This is a genomic window from uncultured Thomasclavelia sp., from assembly GCF_944324745.1.
Lineage (GTDB): Bacteria > Bacillota_I > Bacilli_A > Erysipelotrichales > Coprobacillaceae > Thomasclavelia.
Map to the genome: position 1 here is coordinate 1 of NZ_CALUXO010000083.1, position 23,195 is coordinate 23,195.

General features: G+C 31.5%; 24 protein-coding genes. 1 reads left to right on the forward strand and 23 read right to left on the reverse strand.

Annotated elements, in window-relative coordinates:
* Positions 1 to 241: 241 nt before the first annotated feature.
* The 16 genes from tsf to Q0K54_RS11765 all read right to left on the reverse strand — a co-directional run bounded on the left by tsf (position 242) and on the right by Q0K54_RS11765 (position 13,353).
* Positions 242 to 1,129, reverse strand: coding sequence for a translation elongation factor Ts (gene tsf, locus Q0K54_RS11690; protein WP_294581466.1), 888 nt, complete (start codon positions 1,127 to 1,129; stop codon positions 242 to 244).
* Positions 1,130 to 1,192: 63 nt separating this feature from the next.
* Positions 1,193 to 2,053: a 30S ribosomal protein S2 gene (rpsB, locus tag Q0K54_RS11695; RefSeq protein ID WP_294581468.1), complete on the reverse strand. Its 861-nt coding sequence runs from the start codon at positions 2,051 to 2,053 to the stop codon at positions 1,193 to 1,195.
* Between the two features lie 164 nt (positions 2,054 to 2,217).
* Positions 2,218 to 3,126, reverse strand: coding sequence for a tyrosine recombinase XerC (xerC, locus tag Q0K54_RS11700; RefSeq protein ID WP_294581469.1), 909 nt, complete (start codon positions 3,124 to 3,126; stop codon positions 2,218 to 2,220).
* Positions 3,107 to 4,411: a methylenetetrahydrofolate--tRNA-(uracil(54)-C(5))-methyltransferase (FADH(2)-oxidizing) TrmFO gene (gene trmFO / locus Q0K54_RS11705; protein WP_294581470.1), complete on the reverse strand. Its 1,305-nt coding sequence runs from the start codon at positions 4,409 to 4,411 to the stop codon at positions 3,107 to 3,109. Before trmFO ends, xerC begins: the two co-directional genes overlap by 20 nt.
* Positions 4,412 to 4,486: 75 nt before the next feature.
* Complete coding sequence (gene topA / locus Q0K54_RS11710) at positions 4,487 to 6,559, reverse strand: type I DNA topoisomerase (RefSeq protein ID WP_294581471.1); 2,073 nt, start codon at positions 6,557 to 6,559, stop codon at positions 4,487 to 4,489.
* Between the two features lie 76 nt (positions 6,560 to 6,635).
* Positions 6,636 to 7,388: a DNA-processing protein DprA gene (dprA, locus tag Q0K54_RS11715; protein WP_294581472.1), complete on the reverse strand. Its 753-nt coding sequence runs from the start codon at positions 7,386 to 7,388 to the stop codon at positions 6,636 to 6,638.
* Between the two features lie 66 nt (positions 7,389 to 7,454).
* Positions 7,455 to 8,075 (reverse strand): ribonuclease HII, encoded by a 621-nt coding sequence (locus Q0K54_RS11720; RefSeq protein WP_294581473.1) that lies wholly within the window; start codon positions 8,073 to 8,075, stop codon positions 7,455 to 7,457.
* The gene (gene ylqF / locus Q0K54_RS11725) at positions 8,062 to 8,928 is read right to left on the reverse strand and encodes a ribosome biogenesis GTPase YlqF (RefSeq protein ID WP_294581474.1); all 867 of its coding nucleotides are present in this window, start codon (positions 8,926 to 8,928) and stop codon (positions 8,062 to 8,064) included. Before ylqF ends, Q0K54_RS11720 begins: the two co-directional genes overlap by 14 nt.
* A 14-nt stretch (positions 8,929 to 8,942) precedes the next feature.
* The gene (lepB, locus tag Q0K54_RS11730; RefSeq protein WP_294581475.1) at positions 8,943 to 9,488 is read right to left on the reverse strand and encodes a signal peptidase I; all 546 of its coding nucleotides are present in this window, start codon (positions 9,486 to 9,488) and stop codon (positions 8,943 to 8,945) included.
* A 70-nt stretch (positions 9,489 to 9,558) separates the two neighbouring features.
* Positions 9,559 to 9,909, reverse strand: a complete 351-nt coding sequence (rplS, locus tag Q0K54_RS11735) for a 50S ribosomal protein L19 (protein WP_294581476.1) — start codon at positions 9,907 to 9,909, stop codon at positions 9,559 to 9,561.
* 92 nt (positions 9,910 to 10,001) lie between these two features.
* Positions 10,002 to 10,733, reverse strand: a complete 732-nt coding sequence (gene trmD, locus Q0K54_RS11740) for a tRNA (guanosine(37)-N1)-methyltransferase TrmD (protein WP_294581477.1) — start codon at positions 10,731 to 10,733, stop codon at positions 10,002 to 10,004.
* A complete protein-coding gene (gene rimM / locus Q0K54_RS11745) occupies positions 10,723 to 11,232 on the reverse strand; it encodes a ribosome maturation factor RimM (RefSeq protein ID WP_294581478.1) in 510 nt (169 codons plus the stop codon). Before rimM ends, trmD begins: the two co-directional genes overlap by 11 nt.
* A 41-nt stretch (positions 11,233 to 11,273) precedes the next feature.
* Positions 11,274 to 11,522: a KH domain-containing protein gene (locus tag Q0K54_RS11750; RefSeq protein ID WP_294581480.1), complete on the reverse strand. Its 249-nt coding sequence runs from the start codon at positions 11,520 to 11,522 to the stop codon at positions 11,274 to 11,276.
* Positions 11,523 to 11,524: 2 nt separating this feature from the next.
* Positions 11,525 to 11,797: a 30S ribosomal protein S16 gene (gene rpsP / locus Q0K54_RS11755; RefSeq protein ID WP_294581482.1), complete on the reverse strand. Its 273-nt coding sequence runs from the start codon at positions 11,795 to 11,797 to the stop codon at positions 11,525 to 11,527.
* Positions 11,798 to 12,317: 520 nt separating this feature from the next.
* Positions 12,318 to 12,959: a hypothetical protein gene (locus Q0K54_RS11760; RefSeq protein ID WP_294581483.1), complete on the reverse strand. Its 642-nt coding sequence runs from the start codon at positions 12,957 to 12,959 to the stop codon at positions 12,318 to 12,320.
* A gap of 145 nt (positions 12,960 to 13,104) precedes the next feature.
* On the reverse strand, positions 13,105 to 13,353 hold the full coding sequence (locus tag Q0K54_RS11765; protein ID WP_294581485.1) for a hypothetical protein: 249 nt from the start codon (positions 13,351 to 13,353) through the stop codon (positions 13,105 to 13,107).
* 271 nt (positions 13,354 to 13,624) lie between these two features.
* On the opposite strand from Q0K54_RS11765, the gene Q0K54_RS11770 reads away from it, so the two are divergent.
* A complete protein-coding gene (locus Q0K54_RS11770; protein ID WP_294581486.1) occupies positions 13,625 to 14,338 on the forward strand; it encodes a hypothetical protein in 714 nt (237 codons plus the stop codon).
* Between the two features lie 294 nt (positions 14,339 to 14,632).
* On the opposite strand, the gene ffh is transcribed toward Q0K54_RS11770, so the two are convergent.
* Genes ffh through Q0K54_RS11805 form a run of 7 tightly spaced genes read right to left on the reverse strand, consistent with a single transcriptional unit; the run spans position 14,633 to position 22,970 of the window.
* Entirely contained in the window at positions 14,633 to 16,030 is a 1,398-nt protein-coding gene (gene ffh, locus Q0K54_RS11775) for a signal recognition particle protein (RefSeq protein ID WP_294581488.1), read from the reverse strand.
* Between the two features lie 12 nt (positions 16,031 to 16,042).
* Positions 16,043 to 16,372, reverse strand: coding sequence for a YlxM family DNA-binding protein (gene ylxM, locus Q0K54_RS11780; RefSeq protein ID WP_294581489.1), 330 nt, complete (start codon positions 16,370 to 16,372; stop codon positions 16,043 to 16,045).
* Position 16,373: 1 nt separating this feature from the next.
* Positions 16,374 to 17,357, reverse strand: a complete 984-nt coding sequence (ftsY, locus tag Q0K54_RS11785; RefSeq protein ID WP_294581491.1) for a signal recognition particle-docking protein FtsY — start codon at positions 17,355 to 17,357, stop codon at positions 16,374 to 16,376.
* A gap of 11 nt (positions 17,358 to 17,368) precedes the next feature.
* Positions 17,369 to 20,314: a chromosome segregation protein SMC gene (locus Q0K54_RS11790; RefSeq protein WP_294581493.1), complete on the reverse strand. Its 2,946-nt coding sequence runs from the start codon at positions 20,312 to 20,314 to the stop codon at positions 17,369 to 17,371.
* A 15-nt stretch (positions 20,315 to 20,329) separates the two neighbouring features.
* Complete coding sequence (locus Q0K54_RS11795) at positions 20,330 to 20,902, reverse strand: xanthine phosphoribosyltransferase (RefSeq protein WP_294581495.1); 573 nt, start codon at positions 20,900 to 20,902, stop codon at positions 20,330 to 20,332.
* Positions 20,903 to 20,904: 2 nt separating this feature from the next.
* On the reverse strand, positions 20,905 to 22,302 hold the full coding sequence (locus Q0K54_RS11800) for a HAMP domain-containing sensor histidine kinase (protein ID WP_294581496.1): 1,398 nt from the start codon (positions 22,300 to 22,302) through the stop codon (positions 20,905 to 20,907).
* Positions 22,299 to 22,970: a response regulator transcription factor gene (locus Q0K54_RS11805; RefSeq protein ID WP_294581498.1), complete on the reverse strand. Its 672-nt coding sequence runs from the start codon at positions 22,968 to 22,970 to the stop codon at positions 22,299 to 22,301. Before Q0K54_RS11805 ends, Q0K54_RS11800 begins: the two co-directional genes overlap by 4 nt.
* Positions 22,971 to 23,195: the final 225 nt, after the last annotated feature.

A 23,195-nucleotide genomic window follows, 5' to 3' on the forward strand; every position in this document is an offset into this window, starting at 1 on the left:
ATACCAGCACGCGAAAAATATTCAAAAGAATTTGATCATGAGGTAAAAGAAAAGAAACCTAAAAAACAATATATTCCTCCAATGGATCATCCTTGGAGAAATAGCAATTTTCTTGGTTTCTTATCAATACAGAAGCATCGTTATAACGGTGCTAATGTTTAACTTTTTTTAGGACATTTTCAATTTCGCTTGACAGATTGTAAACGGCGTAAAAAAACACCATCGAATGATGGTGTTATGATTATCCTTTCATTTGAGCAGCAACTTCTTCAGCAAAGTTTTCTTCTCTTTTTTGCATTCCTTCTCCAACTTGGAATCTAACCATTTCTAAAACTTTACCGTCTCCTAAGAATTTACCAACAGTTTCATCAGGATTTTTAACAAATTCTTGATCAACTAAACAAGTTTCTTTTAAGTTTTTGTTTAGTCTACCTTGAACCATTTTTTCAATAATATTTTCTGGTTTAGGTTTAGCAGCTTTTTCATTTTCAGCTAAAGCTTGAGCTTTTAAAACTTGTAATTCATGATCTAATACTTCTTGAGGAATACCACTTCTATCAATATATGTAGGGTTTGCAGCAGCAACATGCATAGCTACATCACGAGCTTTTTCACTTGTACTGTTAGCAATTTTAACAATAGAAGTCATTTTTCCACCCATGTGTGAATAAGCACCAAATACTTCGTCATCAGTTTTAGTCAATACACTAAATCTTCTTAAGCTGATTTTTTCACCAATTTTACCACTTGCTTCAGCAATAACTGTTCCTAAATCTTTTCCATCAACATCAATAGCTAATGCAGCATTTAAATCTGCAGGTTGATTAGCAGCAACAGCTTTAGCAACTGTATCAACTAATGCTTGGAATTCAGCGTTTTTAGCTACGAAATCAGTTTCAGAGTTAACTTCAACTACAGCAGCTACATTTCCATCAACTACAAATGCAGTTAATCCTTCAGCAGCAATACGATCAGCTTTTTTAGCAGCTTTAGCAATTCCTTTTTCTCTTAACCAGTCGAAAGATTTTTCGATGTCACCATCGCAAGCTTCTAGAGCTTTTTTACAATCCATCATACCAGCACCAGTTTTTTCACGTAATTCTTTTACTAAACTTGCAGTAATTTTCATCTTGTTTCTCCTTTATTTATTTTTGATTTAAAAAAGGGAAAATTCGCTTTCCCTTTATTTTAATTATTCTTGAGTTCCAGCTGTTTCTTCTTTATTAGTTTTTAAAGCGTTATTTTTTCTTGCGTTACCTTTTCCAGCTTTGTTTCTTGGAGTTCTTCTTTGATTGTTTTCTACAGAAGTGATTGCATCGTTCATAGATACTTCTTTATCATCTTCATCTTTAACATATGCAACTGTTAATGGTTCATTTTTAGCTTCACAGATAGCATCAGCCATAGCAGCAACGATTAATTTTACAGCTCTGATTGCATCATCATTAGCTGGAATTACATAATCTACTTCATCAGGATCACAGTTAGTATCAACGATACCAAAAATAGGGATACCTAAGATTCTTGCTTCAGCAACAGCGTTATGTTCAGCTTTTGGATCAACAACGAAAATTGCATTAGGCAATCTTCTCATTTCTTTAATTCCACCTAAGTTTTTTTCTAACTTAGCAGCTTCTTTCTTTAATAAGATAACTTCTTTCTTTGGTAACAAGTCAAAAGTACCGTCTTGTTCCATTTTTTCTAATTCAATTAATCTTCTAATTCTTTTTTGAATTGTTTTAAAGTTTGTTAAAGTTCCACCTAACCAACGGTTATTTACATAGAAACTTCCTGAACGAATAGCTTCTTCTTTAATAGCTTCTTGAGCTTGTTTTTTTGTACCAACGAAAAGTACTTTTCCACCTTTAGCAACAATTTCATTCATTGCTTTGTAAGCTTCATCGATTTTCTTTGAAGTTTTTTGTAAATCGATAATATAAATTCCATTTCTAGATGTGAAAATGTATGGAGCCATTTTAGGATTCCATCTTTTTGTTTGATGTCCGAAATGAACACCTACTTCTAATAATTTTTTCATTGAAATTACTGACATGTAACTTCTTCCTCCTTTTTGTTTTTTCCTCCATTATTTCGAACATTTATCACCTTAATGGCACTAGATAAATGAATCCATAATGTGTGTATTTTTCATACGTGTGATATTTTAACATAAATAAATTCTAGTTACAAGCATAATCTGCCTTAATTTTTATTGAATTATTCATTATTTCTTGGATGAGCTTTTAAATATACTTCTTTTAAATGCTCTTTAGTAACATGTGTGTAAATCTGAGTCGTTGATAAATTTTCGTGACCTAATAATTCCTGCACTGTCCGAATATCGGCTCCAGCGTCTAACAAATGAGTTGCAAATGAATGTCGAATTGTATGCGGATGAATTTTTTTGGTTGGATCATAATTTTTCATCAGGCGATCAACAATATTCTCTACTCCTCGATTAGTTAATGGGTTTCCGAATTTATTAACAAAAACATAATTATGACCATTAGATTTGACCATCAAATTTACTCTGGCTTCTTCAAGATATTTAATCAGCCAATCACGGGCATATTCATGAAATGGTACATAACGGTCTTTACCCCCTTTTCCATGAATTAATACCACCAGCTGATTAAAATCAATATCTTTTATCATCAAATTAACAACTTCAAAACATCGTAGTCCTGAAGCATACATCAATTCTAACATTGCTTTATTACGGCTACCTAGATCACTGTTAGTATCAATGCTATCTAAAAATCCCATCATTTCTTCTGGAAAAAGAAAATCAGGATTTCGTTTTGGAACTTTTTGCGACTCAATAAGCAAAAATGGATTATCTGCAATAAACTCTTCTTTCAACAAATAATTATAAAAGCTCCTAAGCGCACTCAACCGATGATTAATTGAAGATTTTGATAGATTTTCATCATAAAGATTAGTTAAATACCCTCTTAACAAGGTATAGGTCACATCACTATAATTTTCAATCAATTCTCGATTTAAGTAATTTTTAAAATGATTAATCTCACGACGATAAGAGGTAATTGTCTGATCTGAATAATGTTTTTGATACATTAAATAATCTAAATATTGATTTTCAAGATTATCCAAGTGCGTTTTCATCAATAAACTCTTTCATTTTTTCAATTGCTCTTGCGGCATAGGCTTCTTTGCGTTCTTTCTTTTTTATTCTTGTGGCTAATTCTGGTAAAATACCAAAATTAGCTTTCATCGGCTGAAAGTCTGTAGCTGAGGCATTAGTGATGTAATTAGCCAATGCTCCCATGACCGTTTCATTAGGAAAAGTCAGTGTTTTTTTATTTTCAAGAAGTCTAGCAGCATTGATCCCGGCAACAATTCCACTTTGTGCTGATTCTACATATCCTTCGACTCCAGTAATCTGTCCCGCCAGCAATACTTCTAAATCATCATTTAACTGATAAGTACTAAGTAAATGACATGGTGAACAAATATAACTGTTACGATGCATGACTCCATATCTAACAAACTCGGCATTTTCCAATCCAGGAATCATATGAATAATTCTTTTTTGTTCGGGCCAGGTTAAATGGGTCTGGAAACCAACAATATTATAAAGACTGGCTTGCACATTATCTTGTCGTAATTGAACTACTGCAAATGGTCGTTTTCCATCAGGGGTATTTAATCCCACCGGTTTCATAGGACCAAATAATAAGGTTTGTTTACCACGACGAGCCATTTCTTCAAAAGGCATGCATCCTTCAAAAAACTTTTCTTCAAATTCCTTTGGTTTAACAACTTTAGCATTAATCAAATTATCATAAAATTGGTTAAATTCTTCTTCGGTCATTGGACAATTAATATATTCATTATCACCTTTATCATAACGAGATTTATAATAAGCAATATTAAAATCAATACTTTCTTTAGTTACAATCGGAGCAGCCGCATCATAAAAATAAAAATAATCTTCACCTAGTTTATCTTTAATAGCTTGAGATAACTTATCACTAGTTAGCGGTCCTGAAGCAATAATTGTTAGCCCCGGTAAAATTTCAGTAACTTCTTCATGAATAATTTCTACTAAAGGATGATTAGTTAAATAATCAGTAATCGCTTTAGAAAATCCATCCCGATCTACTGCTAAAGCACCACCAGCTGGAACTTGATGCTCACGAGCAAATTTAATAACAATACTATCAAGCATTTCCATTTCGTGTTTTAAAACACCTACTGCGTTAGATAAACCATCAGCTCTAAGTGAATTAGAACAAACTAGTTCCGCAAAATTGCCACTATGATGAGCTGGGGTCATTTTTTGAGGACGCATTTCATATAAACGCACTCGATAACCTCTTTTTATCAACTGATGACAGGCTTCAACTCCCGCTAATCCTGCACCAATAATATTTACGATCTTTTCCATTTAAATTTCCTTTCATTCAACATCTTCGTTATTATTCTAACATTGAAAAATCAAAAATAAAAGTAGAACGTAGTTCTACTTAATAATGGTCTTACATTTTGGATAATTAGAACAAGCTTTAAACTCACCCCAGCGTCCTTGTTTAATTACAACTGGTGAGCCACAGTTTGGGCAAACTTCATCAGTCATAACTGGTTCTTTTTTCTTGGAATTTTTAATATACTTACAATCCGGATAATTTGAACAAGCCTCAAAGCGGCCAAACCGTCCATTTTTATAAACCATTTTGCCACCACATTTAGGGCATGTCTCACCCGTATATTCCAATTTAACTGGATCTTTTTTGATATATTTACACTCCGGATAATTTTCACAGGCAACAAAAGTACCATAACGTCCTTTTCTTTCTACCAGGTCATGACCACATTCCGGACATTTTTCACCAGTTTTTTTAGGAGCAATTACTTCCATTTTATCATAAGCTTCATCTAACAATGGTTGAAATTTATCTAAGAAAGTACTTAAGGCATGAACATAATCATCTTGTCCTTCAGCAATTTCATCTAATTCGTGTTCCATTTTAGCAGTATATTCAACATTGATAATATCATTAAAATATTGCGTCAATCGATCACTTGTTAGTATTCCACTTTCAGTTGGTTTAAAAGCCTTATCAACCATTTCAACATATCCACGAGTTTGAATCGTATCAATAATTAAAGCATAAGTACTAGGACGACCAATTCCTAATTCTTCCATTTCACGAATCAAACGAGCTTCTGTATATCTTGCTGGTGGTTTAGTGAAATGTTGTGATTTTTCAATATTTTTACTTTCTAACATTTCATGTCCTTTTAATTCAGGTAATAGTTCATTTGATTGTTTTTCATAATCACCATACATTCTTAAATAACCATCAAATTTAATTACAGAACCACTAGCTCTAAATTCATATCCATTATTTAATAAAGTAACTGACGTAGCATCAAATTTAGCTGGCGCCATTAATGATGCCATTGCTCGAGCGTAAATTAATGAATATAATTTATACTCTTCAGGTTTTAAATATTCTTTGACACTTTCAGGAGTTCTTAAAGCACTGGTAGGACGAATTCCTTCATGAGCATCTTGAACATTTTCTTTCTTCTTACTTACTTTAACTTTACCGACATATTCTTTACCAAATTTTTCTTCGATATACTCTTTAGCAGAATTAACAAAAACATCTGATAAACGAGTTGAATCAGTACGCATATAAGTAATTAAACCGACAGTTTCATCACCTAAGGTAACCCCTTCATATAACTTTTGAGCAATCGACATTGTTCTTCTAGCCTTAAAACCAAGTTTAGAAGAAGCTTCCTGTTGCAAAGTTGAAGTAATGAATGGTGGTTTTGATTCTCTTTTCTTAGTTGTCTTTTTAACCTGATTAACTTCGAACTCTTTATTTAATGACTCATAGATAGCCGTAGCTTCCTGTTCATTTTTAATTTCAATTTTCTTATTTTGATATTTGGCTAATTCGCCAGTAAACTCAATTTGATTTTTTTCAAACTGAGCTTTGATCTTCCAGTATTCTTCTGGAACAAATGCTTCGATTTCTCGTTCTCTTTCAACGATTAGTCTTAAAGCCACTGATTGAACACGACCAGCACTTTTTGATTTAATTTTCTTTTGTAATAATTTAGATAATTTAAAACCGATAATTCGATCCAATACTCTTCGAGTTTCTTGTGACTTAACTAAATTTTGATCAATTTTACGAGGATGTTTTAAAGCATCAACAACCGCATCTTTAGTTACCTCATTAAAAACGACCCGGTTTTCTTTATCCATATCAACATTTAAAACCTGAGCTAAATGCCAGGAAATTGCTTCACCTTCACGGTCAGGGTCGGTTGCCAGATAAACATCATCAGACTCTTTAACTAGCTGTTTTAATTCTTTTACAACATCCTTTTTGTCTTTATTAATAACATATTTTGGCTGGAAATTATTTTCAATGTCTATTCCCAAACCTTCTTTACCTGAAGTAGCCAAATCGCGTACATGTCCTTTAGATGAAGTAACGACATAATCACTTCCTAAGTACTTTTCAATCGTTTTAGATTTTGATGGCGATTCGACAATGACTAATTTTTTACTCATCTTATTCCCTCCACGTGATTAACACAATTATTATTGGTTTTTAAACGTTTGTCAATAAAAAATTTTCTAAAAATAATTATCCATCGATAATATCATTTACATTCATAACTAATTTAGCTCCCTGTTGAATCAAATAATTACAACCCTTGGCATCATCGATTCGACCTGGAATAGCATAAATATCTTTTCCTTGTTCTAAGGCATGACCTACAGTAATCATAGTTCCACTGCGGATATTGGCCTCAATTACCAACACCGATTCACTTAATCCTGAAATAATCCGATTCCGACGCGGAAAATTTTCTTTTTTAGGGGCTAAAAAGCCAGGATACTCACTTATGACCAATTGGTTTTTTATCAGTTCCTGATACAGTTTTGAATTGGAACTTGGATAACAATAATCAATACCACTTCCTAAAATGGCAATCGTTTTACCATTAGAATCAATCGCACTTTGATGCACCCAGGCATCAATACCTAAAGCCATACCACTTACAAGAACATAATTATTGGCTACTAATTCTTTACAAAATTTTTGTGCCATCTTTATTCCATAATTACTAGGCTGGCGCATACCGACAATACCAAGGCATTTTTGATTGACCAAATTCAAATTGCCATAATAATATAAAACAAATGGTGGCGCATTAATATACTTTAATGCCTTTGGATAATCATCAGAAACAATAGTAGTAAACTTTGATTTTAAATTCATAAATAATTTTTCTTTTAAAGCTAAATCGACTGTTTCTTTGGTTTTTAAAGCTTGGAAAATTTTATCAAAATCACCACTGTATTTTAATGAAAAATATAATAAAAGTTCTTCCATTCGTATCACCTCTATATTATATCTTCCACAAAAAAGATAATTACTTTAAAAAAGTAAAAAATGTCATTAAAAATTAAATGACATTTGTTTCGACATTACTTTAGCTACCGGTCCAAATGACTTTCGATGAATTGGACATGGCCCATATTTTTCTAAAGCTTCTTTATGCATCTTAGTTACATATCCTTTATGCTTATCAAACCCATACTCAGGATATTGTAACGCATAGTCTTCCATCAACCGATCACGGGTTACCTTAGCTAAAATACTAGCAGCAGCGATTGAAATACTTTTACTGTCTCCTTTAATAATTGCTTCATGATCATCATAATTGATCGGCATTGCATCAGTTAAAGCAAACATCTTATTTTGAAATAACACTTCAATACACTTTTCCATTCCTAAGCGACTGGCCTGATATACATTTAAACGATCGACATCTTCGACACTAATAATTTCAATATTATAAAATAGAGCATTTTCAGTAATTAAATCATATAGATACTCCCTTTTTTTAGGCGTCAATTTTTTAGAATCATTAATTTCAGGATTATAATACCTCGGTGGTAAAACCACACCAGCAACAACCAGTTCACCGGCCATCGGACCCCGCCCAGCTTCATCTAAGCCGATAATATACTCATAACCTAAATCATAATATTTTTGTTCAAATTCATAGCGTTCCATCGGGACTCTCCCAAGTTATTTTTCCTAGTTCTCCATTAAAAATATCATTGAAAAAAACATCCATCACCCGATCATAATCAGTATAACCACGAACTGGTTTGATTTTACGAGCTCTAGCAATATCATCAAAAACTTTAGTTACCCAATCTTCATCAAAATCAATCGTGATGCTATAACGTTTAGAAACAACATGATCAAAGTTTTTTTCTAAATATTCAACAGCATAGATAAATAACTCATCTAATGGCAATATATCTTGTTTAATTGAACCAATTAAAGCAATATTACGAGCAATATTAATATCATCAAATTTAGGCCATAATACCCCTGGGGTATCAAATAGCTCAAAATCTTTATCTACCCGAATTATCTGCTGGGCTTTAGTGACCCCTGGTCGATTACCGGTAACTGTCGCTTTCCGCTTTGCCAAACGATTAATAAAAGTTGATTTTCCAACATTAGGAATTCCTAAGACCATGGCTCGCATTGCTCGAGGTTTTAATCCCCGTTTAGCTTCACGTTCCATCTTTTCTTTTAAAATATCTTTACAAGTATTAATTACTAATTGATATTCATTAAACTTTTTCAAATTAACACTGATAGCATATAATCCCTGCTTGCGATAATATGCCAGCCATTGATTAGTTAAATTATCATCGGCCAAGTCTTTTTTAGTCATAACGATCAATCTAGGTTTATTACGACATATATCATCAAACATCGGATTTTTTGAAGCCCGAGGTGCTCTTGCATCTACTAGTTCAATAACTATATCAATTAACTTAATTTTCTCACTTATTTCCCGTCTCGCCTTAGCCATATGACCAGGGAACCATTGAATCTGTTTTGCCACTTATATCACTTCCTTTAATCTATAAAATCCATATCATTAAACGGAAAAACAATCATCCCATTTTTACCAATAATATCATCATATTTAAAAGCCCCTAAAGCTCTTGAATCAGTTGAATGTAACCGATTATCTCCAAGGACAAAAAATTCATCATCACCTAAAGTAACTTCGAAATCATTAGTAAATTGTTCACTTTGATAAGTAACTTTAGCCTCTTCGATATAATCTTGATTCAAAAAAGATTCATCATAATAAATACCATCAATATATAAACGATCATCTTGATAAACAATTGTTTCCCCTGGTAGACCAATAATTCTTTTAACAATATCTTTTTGTAGAGTTTTACAATTTAAAACTACCACATCAAATCGTTCAATCTGATCTTGATTTAAAAATAATGCATTAACAACAGCTAAATCACCATCATGCAACATTGGTGCCATACTTTGACCATCGATCCGCACCGGGATAATAACTCTAGTAAAAATTACAACTGTCAACAATACAATTACCAATATTTGAATCAAAAATTTAAGAAGCATTTTTTTCTTAACCATTAGTCGACCCTCCCTCATACTATTTTATTATACAAAAAAATCAAAAAAAAGAAATGGGTAATCCCATTTCTTATTTTCTAATTTCTTTAATTCTTGCAGCTTTACCTGATAATCCACGTAAGTAATGTAATTTAGCACGACGTACTTTACCAACTTTAGCCACTTCGATATGATCAATAATTGGACTATGAAGAGGGAAAATTCTTTCAACACCAACTTGATATGAAACTTTTCTAACAGTAAATGTTTCAGAGATTCCTTTACCTTTTCTAGCGATACATACACCTTCAAATAACTGAATTCTGTATTTTTCACCTTCTTTAATTTTTACGAATACTTTTAAAGTATCCCCTGGTTTAAAATCAGGAATATCGTTTCTTAATTGTTTTTTTGTAATTTGATCAACTAATTGTAAATTCATCTTTCTTCTCCTTATCAAAATTTAGTCTTCAATGTTCATTCGATTAACCAGCGGAACATTTGCTTCAAACGACTAGTCAATTATAAACTAATCTATTTATTAATGCAATCATTTTCTTTAATTTTTTTCATCATTTCGATACTTTCTTCATCAAACTGATATTCTCCTAATAAATCAGGCCGTTTTAAATATGTTTTTTTCAAAGACTGATACTTTCGCCACTTACGGATATTTTCATGATGTCCACTCAATAAAACTTCAGGGACATCATTACCATCATAACTTGCAGGTCTGGTATATTGTGGATACTCCAATAATCCCTGACTAAAAGAGTCATCTTGATGACTTTCAGCTTTAATTGAGCCATCTAAAAGTCTAATTATGGCATCACTGACAACCATGCTGCCCAGTTCACCACCAGTTAAAACATAGTCACCAATTGAAAGTTCCATGTCCACATAATCACGAATCCGTTCATCAAATCCTTCATAATGACCACAAATAATGATCAAATGCTCTTTATTTGACAGATCAACAGCTACTTTTTGTTTTAAAGTTACTCCTTGTGGGGACATTAAAATAATAAAACTCTTTTCATTGGCAATAGTTTTTAAACATTCAATAATTGGTTCGCAACGCAATACCATACCTTGACCACCACCATAAGGGTAATCATCGACATGCTTATGTTTATCATGAGAAAATTCCCTAAAATCATGCAACTCAACGGTAACCAGTTTTTTTTCAATCGCCCTTTTAATAATTGAAGTTGATAAAAAACCACTAAACATTTCTGGAAACAATGTTAAAATATCAATCTTCATCAATAAATCCTTTAATTAATGAAACAGTAATTTGTTTTTTTGTCAAATCAACATCTTTAATAAAAGCATCAACATATGGAATAGCGACTTTTTTGCCATGATGATCAATATTTAAAATAGCATGAGCCGGATTATCTGATACTGATGTTACCTTTCCAATAACAGCTCCTTGATCACTAATAACCATCATATCAACTAAATCACTATAAAAATACTCATCGTCATCTAATAAACTATCATCTTTTAAGCCATATACAAAGGTCCCTACATATTTTTCAATCAAATTAATATCTTGATGATCTTTAAAAGCAATTAAATAATTACCCTTATGAAGACGACATGAAATGATTTCTAGCTCTAAATCTTGATTTTTAGTTCCAATAATTAAGTTGTTACCTTTTTTAAATCTTTCATCAGCAAAATCACTAACAGAACGAATTTTAACTTCACCTTTTAAGCCATGAGTACCTACAATTTTTCCTACTTTTATTTTATCCATTTTTCCTCCATGAAATAAAAGATGTGCCAGGCACATCTTTTTTAGTCATACGATTCAAACTTAATATCTAGTTTTTTATCAGTCATGCGACCAGCCACTGACATTAATTGTCTAATTGAATTAGCCATAACACCTTTACGCCCAATCAAACGAGCGATATCATTTTTAGATGAATAAACATACAAAACAATTACATTTTCATCCAATGAAGGCATTTGACGAACTTCTAAATGTTCTTTGTCATCAACTAATTCAATGGCGATATCTTTAAGAATCTTAGTATAATCCATGATTATTTACCAGATTTAGAATCAGCGAATTTTTTAATGATTCCTTCTTTAGATAATAAGTTTTTAACAGTATCAGTTGGTTGTGCTCCATTGTTTAACCATTTTAATACTTCTTCTTCTTTGATTGTAACTTTTGCAGGATTGCTGTTAGGATCATAAGTTCCTAATAATTCAATGAAACGACCATCTCTTGGTGATCTTGAATCAGCTGCTACAATTCTATAGAAAGGTGCTTTTTTAGCTCCCATTCTTAATAATCTTAATTTTACTGCCATTTATATTTCCTCCTATTTAATTTGACTTAACTAATTTAGCATAATATAAATATGGTGTCAAGCATTTTTGCTTAACACTATGATTTTTTTAATTGATTTGCCTTTTATTGATTATCTTAGCATTACTTACAGATTATCTTTCCTCCAAAAGTCCCTTCATACATATTAGAAAAATTTCCATAAAAATCGCTTTTTCTATAAATTTGTATTTTTCATGATAATTATATACTTTTAGAAATATCGTTTAAAATACTGGAAATTTCGCCAAGTTTTTGTATAGGAACCTCCAGTATTTTTTGATATCAACTTCATCATTATCATTTTGTGCTAGCTGTATGGCAAATAGAATTTCCACAATAGCTTCCTGCTGAGCTACGCAATCTGTTTAATCTGTCTTTGTTGCTACACATTTTGATTTACCTCTTTCCTTATATGTTATAACTATTAATATAATACTTATAAGCGATAATTCTAAGAATAGTTGAACAAAAAAGATGCCACATATAGGCATCAATATTAATTATTCATCATCATCTTTAGGATTTATTCTGAAAAAAGTATCACCAATTTTCTCATAAGTTACCCCATATCTGCTTATATAATAGTCCCCTGAGACCTTCTTTAGATGTTCAGGACCATCTTCGAATGTATATCCTACTATGTACCCATCAGCTGTGCTACTTTGACTATTATTGCTTTTATTTCCAGAATTCTCTTCATTTCGATCAACAAAGTATGCTACAGCAAATAATACTGCTATAATAAAAGCTACAATTAATACGTATTGTAATCCACTACAATTAACAAAGAAAAATATAGCTCTATATCCTATATATCCACAAACATATTGAGCCAAAACATCAAAAATTCCCTCAATTTTTTCATCCATATAACCCAAATACAGAGAATAGAAAAATATCAATACAAATAATACATTTCCAATATTATAGACGTTTTCATTTAAATGATAATTTGCAGTAGTACAAAAATCTAATACAAATACCCATATCATACTGAAAAGAACATATCTAAATTTAAATGATTTTTGGATTGTAGGATCTTTAACAAAATAATATCTAACAAGCAGATAGATAGCTAATAATGATGTTGCAAAATATAAAATAGAATCAGTCTCAAAAATAGAAAATATATATTTATTCATCTGTTTAATTTCCTGAAATATTATTAATAAATTTAAAAATTGAAATAAAAACAAGTATAAAAGACATTATCATAAGATATCCAGTAATAATATAGTTATTTATTCCAAATAATACAATTAGCAAAAGATTAAACGCTAAAATAGATCATATTTTTAAACCCCCGTATCCTTTCTGTTGTTCAACATTCTTAGCCCATGAATAGATTAAATATGTTATTAATGAAAACAAAATTGTCATTACTATTATAAGTATCAAATTACCACCAAAATCTGTAATAATTGTCCTATTTTCTGGATATAAATAATTTGGTAATAAATCATACAGCAATCCATTAAAGAAAGGAGTTCCAAATGATGATTGTCCAGAAAAAAATTGCTCTATTATTTCTAGCATAATACCATTCCTCCTTGTACAAAACATAAATCACATTCTATCACTTTAATTTTTGATGTCAATTAGTATACATTTTAGTAATATATAATTCATATTTTCCATAGTGAAAAGTTAGATTCCAGTTTATTTTTCTCTTACAATGAAATTTATATTTACACACTTTTGATAAATTTTATATTGACATTAACACTTATCAGGTCATCACTAATAATATTTCAGAAAAAACACTCTATAATTATATCGAACAAGGTGTCTTTAAAGATTTGGTCTTTTGGATATCGATCTAAGAATAAAAGTAAAAAGAAAGATCAGTAAAAAAGACAAGACGGTTTATAAAAAAAGAAGAAACATGAAATATCTTAAAGGCCGTACATATAATGATTTCACTGCATATGCTGATGAAAATCCTGAATTAAGCATTGTGGGGATGGATACTGTCCATAACAACAGTACTACCGAACCATTTATGCAGACCTTCAAATTTTTATCATATTCCTTCATGTTTATTATATATCATGAAGAGAACACACCACAAGCGATGGTTGCCGGTATCGATTTATTGGAAAAGATTATCGGTAAGAAACTCTTTGCCAAAGAAGTTGCTATCCTTAAAACTGACAGAGGAAGTGAATTTGAAAATGCAGAAGCAATAGAGAAGGAAGAAAATGGCACAAGAAGGACCCGTATCTTCTATTGCGACCCTATGGCATCTGGGCAGAAAGGAAGCCTGGAAAACAATCACAAAGAGATCCGATATATTTGTCCTAAAGGAACAGATCTAAGAGAACTGGGATTAAATGATCAGACAAAGGCCAATCTTATAATCTTGCATATCAATTCACAGTCGAAAGAAATACTAAAAGGTAAATCACCATTAGAAATGATGGAATTTATGAATATGGAGCTTTATCAGCGATTCATCGACTATGGGATTGAAAAAATAGCAAAAGACAAGATCGTATTAAAATTATATCTATTAAAATAAAAAACAAAACCAATATCTTCAATAAATAACAAACGTTTAGAAAATGTATGAAAATGGGAAACAGATTGACAAGTAAACAGATCAACGAAGTGGAATTTTGTCTTACAAATAAAAAAAGGCCGATATTGCATACTTTTAGTGTACTCAAAAATAAATCAAATATATATGGAAAATCATCAACCAGTGCACTGTGAACAAGTAAGTTCTACAATAAAAAAAGGAATATTAATCAAAAATGCTTAATATTCCCATGAAAATATCAATTTTGTAGAACAAAATCCTACTAAAATTTTTTTATCTTTTTTTCTTTTTCTTATGACGAACTTTCTTACGATTAGCATTACCGGCAAAAGGACTTTTCTTAGAACGTCCTGGAATCGGCATACCAGTATTAGGATCTAAATTACCTAATTGCTTCATCATTTTCTTTGATTCTTCAAATTGCTTCAATAATCGATTGATATCTGCAATTTCTTTACCGCATCCTTTGGCAATTCTTTGCTTTCTAGATAAAGTAATAATACTAGGATCACGACGTTCTTCTTTTGTCATTGAATAAATGATTGATTCTGTAATCTTTAACCGTCTTTGTGATTCATCATCATCAATTTTAGGCATTTTTGGCATTCCCGGAATCATTTTCATTATTCCTGATAATGGACCTAATTTTTGTAGCTGATGCATCTGATTTAACATATCATCTAAACCAAATTGACCAGTCTGCATTTTTCTAAAAGTCTTCATTGTATCTTTTTCATCATAAACATCTTGAACTTTTTCAACTAAAGATACAACATCTCCCATTCCTAAAATACGATCAGCCATTCGATCAGGATAGAATAAATCGATTGCATCTAACTTTTCACCAGTACCAATGAATTTGATTGGCACATGAGTAATATGTCGAATTGAAATAGCGCCTCCACCACGAGAGTCACCATCTAATTTCGTTAATACTGCCCCCGTAATTCCTAATTGTTCATTAAATGAGCTGGCAACATTAACAATATCTTGACCAGTTAAAGCATCAACAACTAATAAGATTTCATGTGGATGCGCAATTTCTTTAATGTTAGCTAATTCTTGCATCAATGGTTCATCAATATGTAAACGACCAGCAGTATCAATAATAATAACATCATTATTATTTTCTCGCGCAAATCTTAATGCTTCTTCTACAATTGATTCGGCTGATTGACTGGTTCCTTTTTCATAAACCGGAATATTTAATTGCTCTCCTAAAGTTTTTAACTGATCAACTGCAGCTGGACGATAAATATCCCCAGCCACTAATAAAGGATGTTTGCCTTGTTTAGTAGCAACTAAATTAGCAATTTTCCCAGCTGTAGTAGTTTTCCCAGAACCTTGTAGACCAACCATCATAATTATTGTTGGTTTTTTATCAAAATCAATTTCTGAAACTGTAGTTCCCAATAATTCTACTAATTCATCATGAACAATTTTTACAACAACTTGTCCTGGTTTTAAAGAACCTAAGACATCTTGACCTAAAGCTTTTTCTTTAGTCGCTGCAATAAATTCTTTAACAACTTGATAGTTAACATCAGCTTCTAACAACGCTAAACGAATTTCGCTTAGCATATCTTCCATATTTTTTTCCGTTAAACGTCCTTGCCCAGAAAACTTTTTAATAGTCCCCTGCAAACGTTCCGATAGTGAATCAAAAGCCATATATACCCCTTTCTATATCTTCCTTAGCATTTCTAAGTAGTTTTCTAATTCTTTATTTTCATCAGTTATATCATCTTCAATTCTTTGAATCAAGTCAAGTCTTTCTTGATGTTTTTTCATTAATTGGAGTTTTTCTTCATATTTTTCTAAACTTCTTACTGCTTTTTTTAAATTATCATAGACTGCATTTCTACTAACATGCATTATTTCAGCAATTTCAGAAAGCGAATAGTCTTCTTGATAATAATATTGTAAATACAGCTGTTGTTTATTCGTCAACAAATCTCCATAGCAGTCAATTAGTAAATTAACTCGCTGTGTTTTTTCTAAACTAGATTCCATTTTATGCCTCAACTAAATTTTTACATAATCCATAAATATATTGTTCTAGATCAAATTCTTGAAGATCATCAACTTTTTCTCCTAAACCAATGAACTTAACTGGAATATTTAATTGATCTTTAATTGATAAAACAATACCACCTTTAGCTGTTCCATCCATTTTAGTTAAAACTAGTCCCGTTACATCAGTAATTTTGGAAAATTCAATTGCCTGAGAAACACCATTTTGACCAGTTGTCGCATCAATAACTAATAAGGTTTCTTGAGGCCCATCAGGTACTTCACGTTTAATGACCCGGTTCATTTTTTCTAATTCTTTCATTAAATTAACTTTATTTTGTAATCTTCCAGCCGTATCACAAATTAAAACATCGATATTTTTTTCTTTAGCTTGTTTTAAAGCATCAAAAACAACTGCTGAAGGATCACCACCCTCCTTACCTTTGACAATATCTACACCAACTCGATTAGCCCAGACTTCCAGTTGATCGATAGCACCAGCTCTAAAAGTATCCCCAGCGGCTACCATCACTGATTTACCTTCATCTTCTTTGATTCGATGAGCTAATTTACCAATTGTCGTTGTTTTACCAGCACCATTTACACCAACCATTAAGATAACTGTTAATCCATCTTTGGCATAATTGATTTTAGTAGTCATGACGCTATCATTGGCATAAATAACAAACATTTTATCAATGATGATTTCATTAATTTCTTTAGGATCAGTGATATTTTGTAAACGAACTTCATTTTTAATTTCACTAACAATTTTTAATACCATTGAAACCCCAACATCAGACATAATTAAGACATTTTCTAATTCTTCAAAATATTCATCATTGATTTCACGGAAACGGGCGGCTAGTTCATTAATCCGATCAGATAAAGTCGTATTTGAACGGTCCAGACCCGCAACATATTTTTCATTTTGTTTAGCTGATTTACCAACAAATTTTTCTTTTATTTGACTAAAGAAACCCATTTGATACCCTCCTAACTTGTTTCTGATAGATCAATTGCTTCTTCTAATTTTACACTTACTAATTTAGTAACCCCTTTTTGTTGCATGGTTGCTCCATAAAGCAAATCACATTCTTCCATCGTACCTTCACGATGAGTTACAACAATAAACTGTGTCGTTTTAGAAAACTCTCGTAAATATTTAGCGAAACGTTCAACATTGGCAATATCCAATGCTGCTTCAACCTCATCTAAAATACACATCGGCAGTGGTTTTACTCGTAAAATTGCAAACAAACATGATATCGCAATCAACGCCTTTTCACCGCCTGAAAACAGTGAAATATTTTGAACCGCCTTCCCTGGTGGCTGCACATCAATATCAATACCAGTTTCCAAAATATTAGTTGGATCACTATATTTTATTTTGGCCTTACCACCACCAAATAAACTTCTAAACACATGATTAAATTCTACATTGATTTTTTCAAAAGTTTCTGAAAAACGTTTAACCATAATTTCATCCATCTCTTTAATTGCTTCTAGAATCCGATCCTGTGCTTCAATTAAATCGATTCTCTGCTTATTCATTGTCTCATAACGTTCACTGATTGTTTGATATTCTTCTATAGCATCAAGATTAACATTACCTAACCTTCTAATTTGACTGCGCAAATCATAGACATCTTCCTTAGCTTTTTGTAAATCAATTTCTTCTTGATACTGCTCTTTAGCGTATTCATAAGTCATATGATATTCATCATTTAATCTTGATAAATAGCTATTAAGCATTGTTTCCAATTTAGCAGCTTTAACCGTACTTTCGTTTATTTGATCTTGATTTTCACGTTGCTCTTTTCGAATTTGACGTAGTTCAATATCCAATGCTTCATTTTGATTAGCATAAGCCATTCGCATTTCCCGTTTACTTTTAATTTCTTCAGTTAACTGATCACGATAACGAATCGCTTCGTTTAATTGATCAACTAATTTATTTTCAGTTTTACCAGAAGTAAAATCTTCTAGTTCCACACTTTGTTCTGTCAATGATTCATATTCGCTTTTAGCTTTGATTAATTCTTCTTTTTTACTTTGGACAATTACTTCCAATTTAGCATAAGCCATTTGTTTTTGCAGTAAAGTATGGGCTACTTCTTTTATCTCATTATCTAAAGCATTATGTAATTTTCTTTTTTTAGAAAAATCAATTTCCTGTTTTTCTAAATCGATAGAAATTTGTTCCAGCTGGCGTTTTTGCATCAGAGATGATCTTTGTGAATTCATACTTCCTCCTGTCAAAGATCCACCAACATTAACAATATCACCTTGTAATGATACAATTTTATATCGCATAAAAATTGCTTTACTGATGGCATTAGCACTCGTTAAATCCCTAGCAATAACTACATTACCTAACTGATTTAAAATAACATTTTTAATTTTAGGGTCATAACTAATAAATTCATCAGCCGTTCCTAAATATCCATCTAATGTTTGTAGAACTTCCATATGTTCTAAACGAATACTTCTTGGCTTCATTGTTTCTAGTGGTAAAAAAGTGGCCCGACCGGCTTTATTATCCCGTAAAAATTTAATTGTCTGACGAGCAGTTGCATCATCTTTAGTTACTACAAATTCAATAGCACCACCTAAAGCTGATGATAAAGCCATTTCATAACCTTTTTCTGTCGTTATTAATTCCCCTAAAATTCCAATAATATTACGATTGCTTTTAGATAAATTAATAATTGTCTGAATGCTTTGATGATAATTACTTTTTGATTCGATGGCATCCATTAAAATATCTTTTCTAGATTTATTTTTATTAATTGTATTAGATAACTGATTTAATTCGGTTTTTAATTCAGCTAGTCTACTATTACGTACTTCTTGATCTCTTGTAAGTTGTTTCAAATCATTGCCTGTTGTTTCTAACCGGTCAACTCGATCATTATATTCATTAACAATATCACTTAAGATAGCTTTCATATTCGCAATATTTTCTTGAAGATTTTCTTTATTTAAGGTTTCTAGCGCATGCTTTCTTTTTTGATCAATTTCTACTTTAGCCGTTTCTAATTTAGACACATTTGACAGGGCATCCAATAATTTAGATTGCAATGTATTGACTTCTTGATCTAGTTGATACATTTTCTTTTTTATTTCATCATTATTATTTTCCTTTAATAATATATCAGCATCAAAAGCCGCCTGCTGCTCATTTAAATCTTTGATCGTTTGTGTTAATTGATCTAGTGATGCTTTTGCCTGAGATATTTCTTTTACTAAGACATTGACTTCAATTCCGGTCAATTTATCTTTTAATTGTAAATATTGTTCGGCTTTTTCTTTTTGTCGTCTTAAAGGACCAATTTGTTTTTCTAATTCCGCCACAATATCTCCAATTCTTTCTAAATTATCTTTTGTCCGCTCTAATTTTCTAATTGATTCCAATTTTCTTTTTTTATACTTAGAAACTCCAGCCGCATCTTCAAAAATACCACGGCGTTCTTCTGGCTTATTATCAGCAAAAGACGAGATATTACCTTGTGAAATAATCGATAGCGAATCTTTGCCTAATCCCGTATCCATGATTAAATCAACAATATCTTTCAAACGACATTGTTGTTTATTAATCAAATATTCTGATTCGTTATTTTGTCGATATAAACGACGAGTAATTTCAACTTCGTTATAATCATATTTAATATAACGATCGCTATTATCAAACACCAATGTGACTTCAGCTAAATTTTGAGCCCGGCGATCTTCACTTCCAGCAAAGATTACATCACTCATATTAGCTCCACGCAATGATTTAACAGATTGTTCTCCTAAGACCCAGCGCACTGCATCAGAGATATTTGATTTGCCACAACCATTAGGCCCGACAATTCCAGTAATTCCCGGTTGGAATTCAATATTAACTTTGTCAGCAAAAGATTTAAAACCGTGTAATTCAATCCTTTTTAAATACATCTATATCCTCACTCACTATCTTAAAATCACCTTTCCATCTTCAAATGCATCAACAATTGCCAGTGATTCAACTCGATATCCTTGAGCCTCGATTAAATTACGCCCTTCTTGAAATCCTTTTTCAATAACGATTCCCACTCCAGCAACCGTTGCATGAGCCTGATTAATTATATCAATTAATCCTAGTGCTGCTTGTCCATTAGCTAAAAAATCATCGATAATCAAAATATGATCATCTTCATTTAAATATTTTTTAGAAACGATCGCATCATAATCAATTCCTTTAGTAAAAGAATGCACTTTTGATGTATATAAATGAGTACTGGTAGTTTTGGCGGTTCCTTTTTTAGCAAAAACAACAGGAACATCATCGAATTCAAAAGCTGTGGCTAAAGCAATTCCGATTCCTGAGGCTTCAATCGTTAAAATTTTATTTATTTTAGTATCTTTAAAACGTTCTTTAAATTCCTTAGCAATTTGTCGATATAAATGACAATCAATTTGATGGTTTAAAAAACTATCAACTCGTAAAATATCTGGCATAATAACAATACCATCTTCCAAAATTCTCTGTTTTAATAATTCCATACTTAGTCCTTTCTATTTAATGATAACTTATCTTTTAAATCAAAAAATTTACGTTCACTAGGCAATTTGACAATAAATGTTGAACCAACATCAACTTGTGAAATAACATCAATATTTCCATGATGTAAATCAACAATCGACTTAACAATTGACAGGCCTAGTCCATTACCAGCCACTGAACGGGCTTTTTCTTCACGATAAAATCGTTCAAAAATGTGAGAAATAACTTCTTTTGACATACCACGACCAGTATCTTCAATTGATACTTCAACATCTCGTGGTGTTTTTTTGACGCTAACGGTGATCAAACCTCCATTATCAGTATATTTAATAGCATTAGAAATCAAATTAATCCATACTTGTTCCAAACGCTGTTCATCACCATAAACTAAAATATCTTTTCGTGGTGGCTCAAATTGAATTTCAATATCTTTTAAGATTGCCTCATTTTCCTGAGTCGAAATTACTCGTTCTAATTGAGTCACGATTGAATATGTTTCAAAATCCAGTTCCACATCCTCACGTTCTAGCAAGGTTAACTGTAACATATTTTTAGACAATGTTGAAAGTCTTTTTGATTGAAACAAAATAATATCTGCATATTTTTGTCGCTGATCTTTTGGTAAATCCTCTTCCTTTAGGATATTAGCAAAACCCTGAATTGCCGTCAATGGCGTTTGAAATTCGTGCGAAATATCAGAAATAAACTTTTGTCGCATTTCTTCCTGTTTAGCCAGCTGTTGTGCCATTTGATTAAATCCCTGGTTTAACTGTGATATCTCATCATCACCAACATAATTAACTCGCACACTATAATTTCCTTTTGATAATTCTTTAGTTGCTTTAGTTAAGCGAGTAATTGGTTTAACAATGATATCCGCTATCGCTAAAAAGACTAAGTTTCCTGATAAAAAGACACAACCTAAAATCAAAATAGCAGAATTAGCAAAAATTCTTTTTTCATAACTAGTATCTTTTTGAATATAAACATAAATATCACTAGTATCCGTTTCTATCAAACTACCATATGTCTGATAATTATTTTGTTCTCCATACACTCCATCTTTACTGTTATCATAGTAATAATTTTGCATGGTTTCTTTATCTGGTAAAAAAACAGTCGACTTTCCATAAGTCAAATAACCAAGTTCAGGCGAATATAGGGTAACATTTACCTCAGAACTATTAGAATACTTGCTTAAAATTTCATTAATATTTTCACTGCTTACATTATTAACCACACTAGAAACAAAATCACTGGTAGCTGCCAGTTCTGTTTGGGTCATATTATCAATTTGATCATAATTGCTTCTAATGGCAATATAAACCGAAACTGAAAAACTAAATAAAATAGTAATTAAGAATCCACAGATAAGCTTTCCATAAATTGACTTCATCATTCAACTTCAACCTTATAACCAAGTCCTCTAACAGTAACTACTTTAAAACCTGGTAAATGCCCTAAGTTTTCACGAATTCTTTTAATATGTACATCGACAGTACGATCAAAACCGTCATAATCCATTCCCCAGATTTTTTCGATCAACTGTTCTCGACTAAAAATCTGATCAGGATGTTTAGCTAATTCAAAAACCAGTTCGAATTGTTTTAATGGCAAATGAATTGTTTCATCATGATAACGAATTTCATATTTATCTCCATCAAATTCAACATCATTTAATTTAACAATATTAGATGTATTAACACTATAACGTTTCAATACCGCTCTAACTCGAGCCATCAATTCAGTAGGGTCAAATGGCTTAACGACATAATCATCTGCTCCAACTGAAAATCCCCGTAATTTATCTTTGCTTTCACCTTTAGCAGTTAACATGATTACAGGAATATCTTTAAATTCTTTTAAGTTTTCAACTAACTCAAAGCCATCCATCACTGGCATCATAATATCGATAATTCCTAAATCAATATATTCATTTTCAAAAATTTCTAAAGCTTCTTCGCCATTTCCGGCTTCTAAAACTTCAAACCCTTCTTTATTCAAATAAAATTTAATTAATTCTCTTATATCTTTTTCGTCATCTACAACTAAAACTCTTGCTTTCATCTAAACACCTCGATTCATTGTAAGATTATAACATAATTTGAACTTTAAAAAAATAACCATTTACAGTAAATTAATTTTTACTAAAAAAAGCAGTCATGAACCAATGTCATTAAGTTAAGATTTTAATGACAATCGATGGTTATATTGCAAATATGCCCTCTCTTTTTTATAAAATTTTTATCATTTTTAAAAGAAAAATATTGACATTGCAACGATAGTGTGCGG

What these genes read in the sequence shown, in the direction of transcription:
- tsf (WP_294581466.1), bottom strand. Translation starts at nt 1,129, where the DNA reads ATGAAAATTACTGCAAGTTTAGTAAAAGAATTACGTGAAAAAACTGGT.
- rpsB (WP_294581468.1), bottom strand. Translation starts at nt 2,053, where the DNA reads ATGTCAGTAATTTCAATGAAAAAATTATTAGAAGTAGGTGTTCATTTC.
- xerC (WP_294581469.1), bottom strand. Translation starts at nt 3,126, where the DNA reads ATGAAAACGCACTTGGATAATCTTGAAAATCAATATTTAGATTATTTA.
- trmFO (WP_294581470.1), bottom strand. Translation starts at nt 4,411, where the DNA reads ATGGAAAAGATCGTAAATATTATTGGTGCAGGATTAGCGGGAGTTGAA.
- topA (WP_294581471.1), bottom strand. Translation starts at nt 6,559, where the DNA reads ATGAGTAAAAAATTAGTCATTGTCGAATCGCCATCAAAATCTAAAACG.
- dprA (WP_294581472.1), bottom strand. Translation starts at nt 7,388, where the DNA reads ATGGAAGAACTTTTATTATATTTTTCATTAAAATACAGTGGTGATTTT.
- Q0K54_RS11720 (WP_294581473.1), bottom strand. Translation starts at nt 8,075, where the DNA reads ATGGAACGCTATGAATTTGAACAAAAATATTATGATTTAGGTTATGAG.
- lepB (WP_294581475.1), bottom strand. Translation starts at nt 9,488, where the DNA reads ATGGTTAAGAAAAAAATGCTTCTTAAATTTTTGATTCAAATATTGGTA.
- rplS (WP_294581476.1), bottom strand. Translation starts at nt 9,909, where the DNA reads ATGAATTTACAATTAGTTGATCAAATTACAAAAAAACAATTAAGAAAC.
- trmD (WP_294581477.1), bottom strand. Translation starts at nt 10,733, where the DNA reads ATGAAGATTGATATTTTAACATTGTTTCCAGAAATGTTTAGTGGTTTT.
- rimM (WP_294581478.1), bottom strand. Translation starts at nt 11,232, where the DNA reads ATGGATAAAATAAAAGTAGGAAAAATTGTAGGTACTCATGGCTTAAAA.
- Q0K54_RS11750 (WP_294581480.1), bottom strand. Translation starts at nt 11,522, where the DNA reads ATGGATTATACTAAGATTCTTAAAGATATCGCCATTGAATTAGTTGAT.
- rpsP (WP_294581482.1), bottom strand. Translation starts at nt 11,797, where the DNA reads ATGGCAGTAAAATTAAGATTATTAAGAATGGGAGCTAAAAAAGCACCT.
- Q0K54_RS11760 (WP_294581483.1), bottom strand. Translation starts at nt 12,959, where the DNA reads ATGAATAAATATATATTTTCTATTTTTGAGACTGATTCTATTTTATAT.
- Q0K54_RS11765 (WP_294581485.1), bottom strand. Translation starts at nt 13,353, where the DNA reads ATGCTAGAAATAATAGAGCAATTTTTTTCTGGACAATCATCATTTGGA.
- ffh (WP_294581488.1), bottom strand. Translation starts at nt 16,030, where the DNA reads ATGGCTTTTGATTCACTATCGGAACGTTTGCAGGGGACTATTAAAAAG.
- ylxM (WP_294581489.1), bottom strand. Translation starts at nt 16,372, where the DNA reads ATGGAATCTAGTTTAGAAAAAACACAGCGAGTTAATTTACTAATTGAC.
- ftsY (WP_294581491.1), bottom strand. Translation starts at nt 17,357, where the DNA reads ATGGGTTTCTTTAGTCAAATAAAAGAAAAATTTGTTGGTAAATCAGCT.
- Q0K54_RS11790 (WP_294581493.1), bottom strand. Translation starts at nt 20,314, where the DNA reads ATGTATTTAAAAAGGATTGAATTACACGGTTTTAAATCTTTTGCTGAC.
- Q0K54_RS11795 (WP_294581495.1), bottom strand. Translation starts at nt 20,902, where the DNA reads ATGGAATTATTAAAACAGAGAATTTTGGAAGATGGTATTGTTATTATG.
- Q0K54_RS11800 (WP_294581496.1), bottom strand. Translation starts at nt 22,302, where the DNA reads ATGATGAAGTCAATTTATGGAAAGCTTATCTGTGGATTCTTAATTACT.
- Q0K54_RS11805 (WP_294581498.1), bottom strand. Translation starts at nt 22,970, where the DNA reads ATGAAAGCAAGAGTTTTAGTTGTAGATGACGAAAAAGATATAAGAGAA.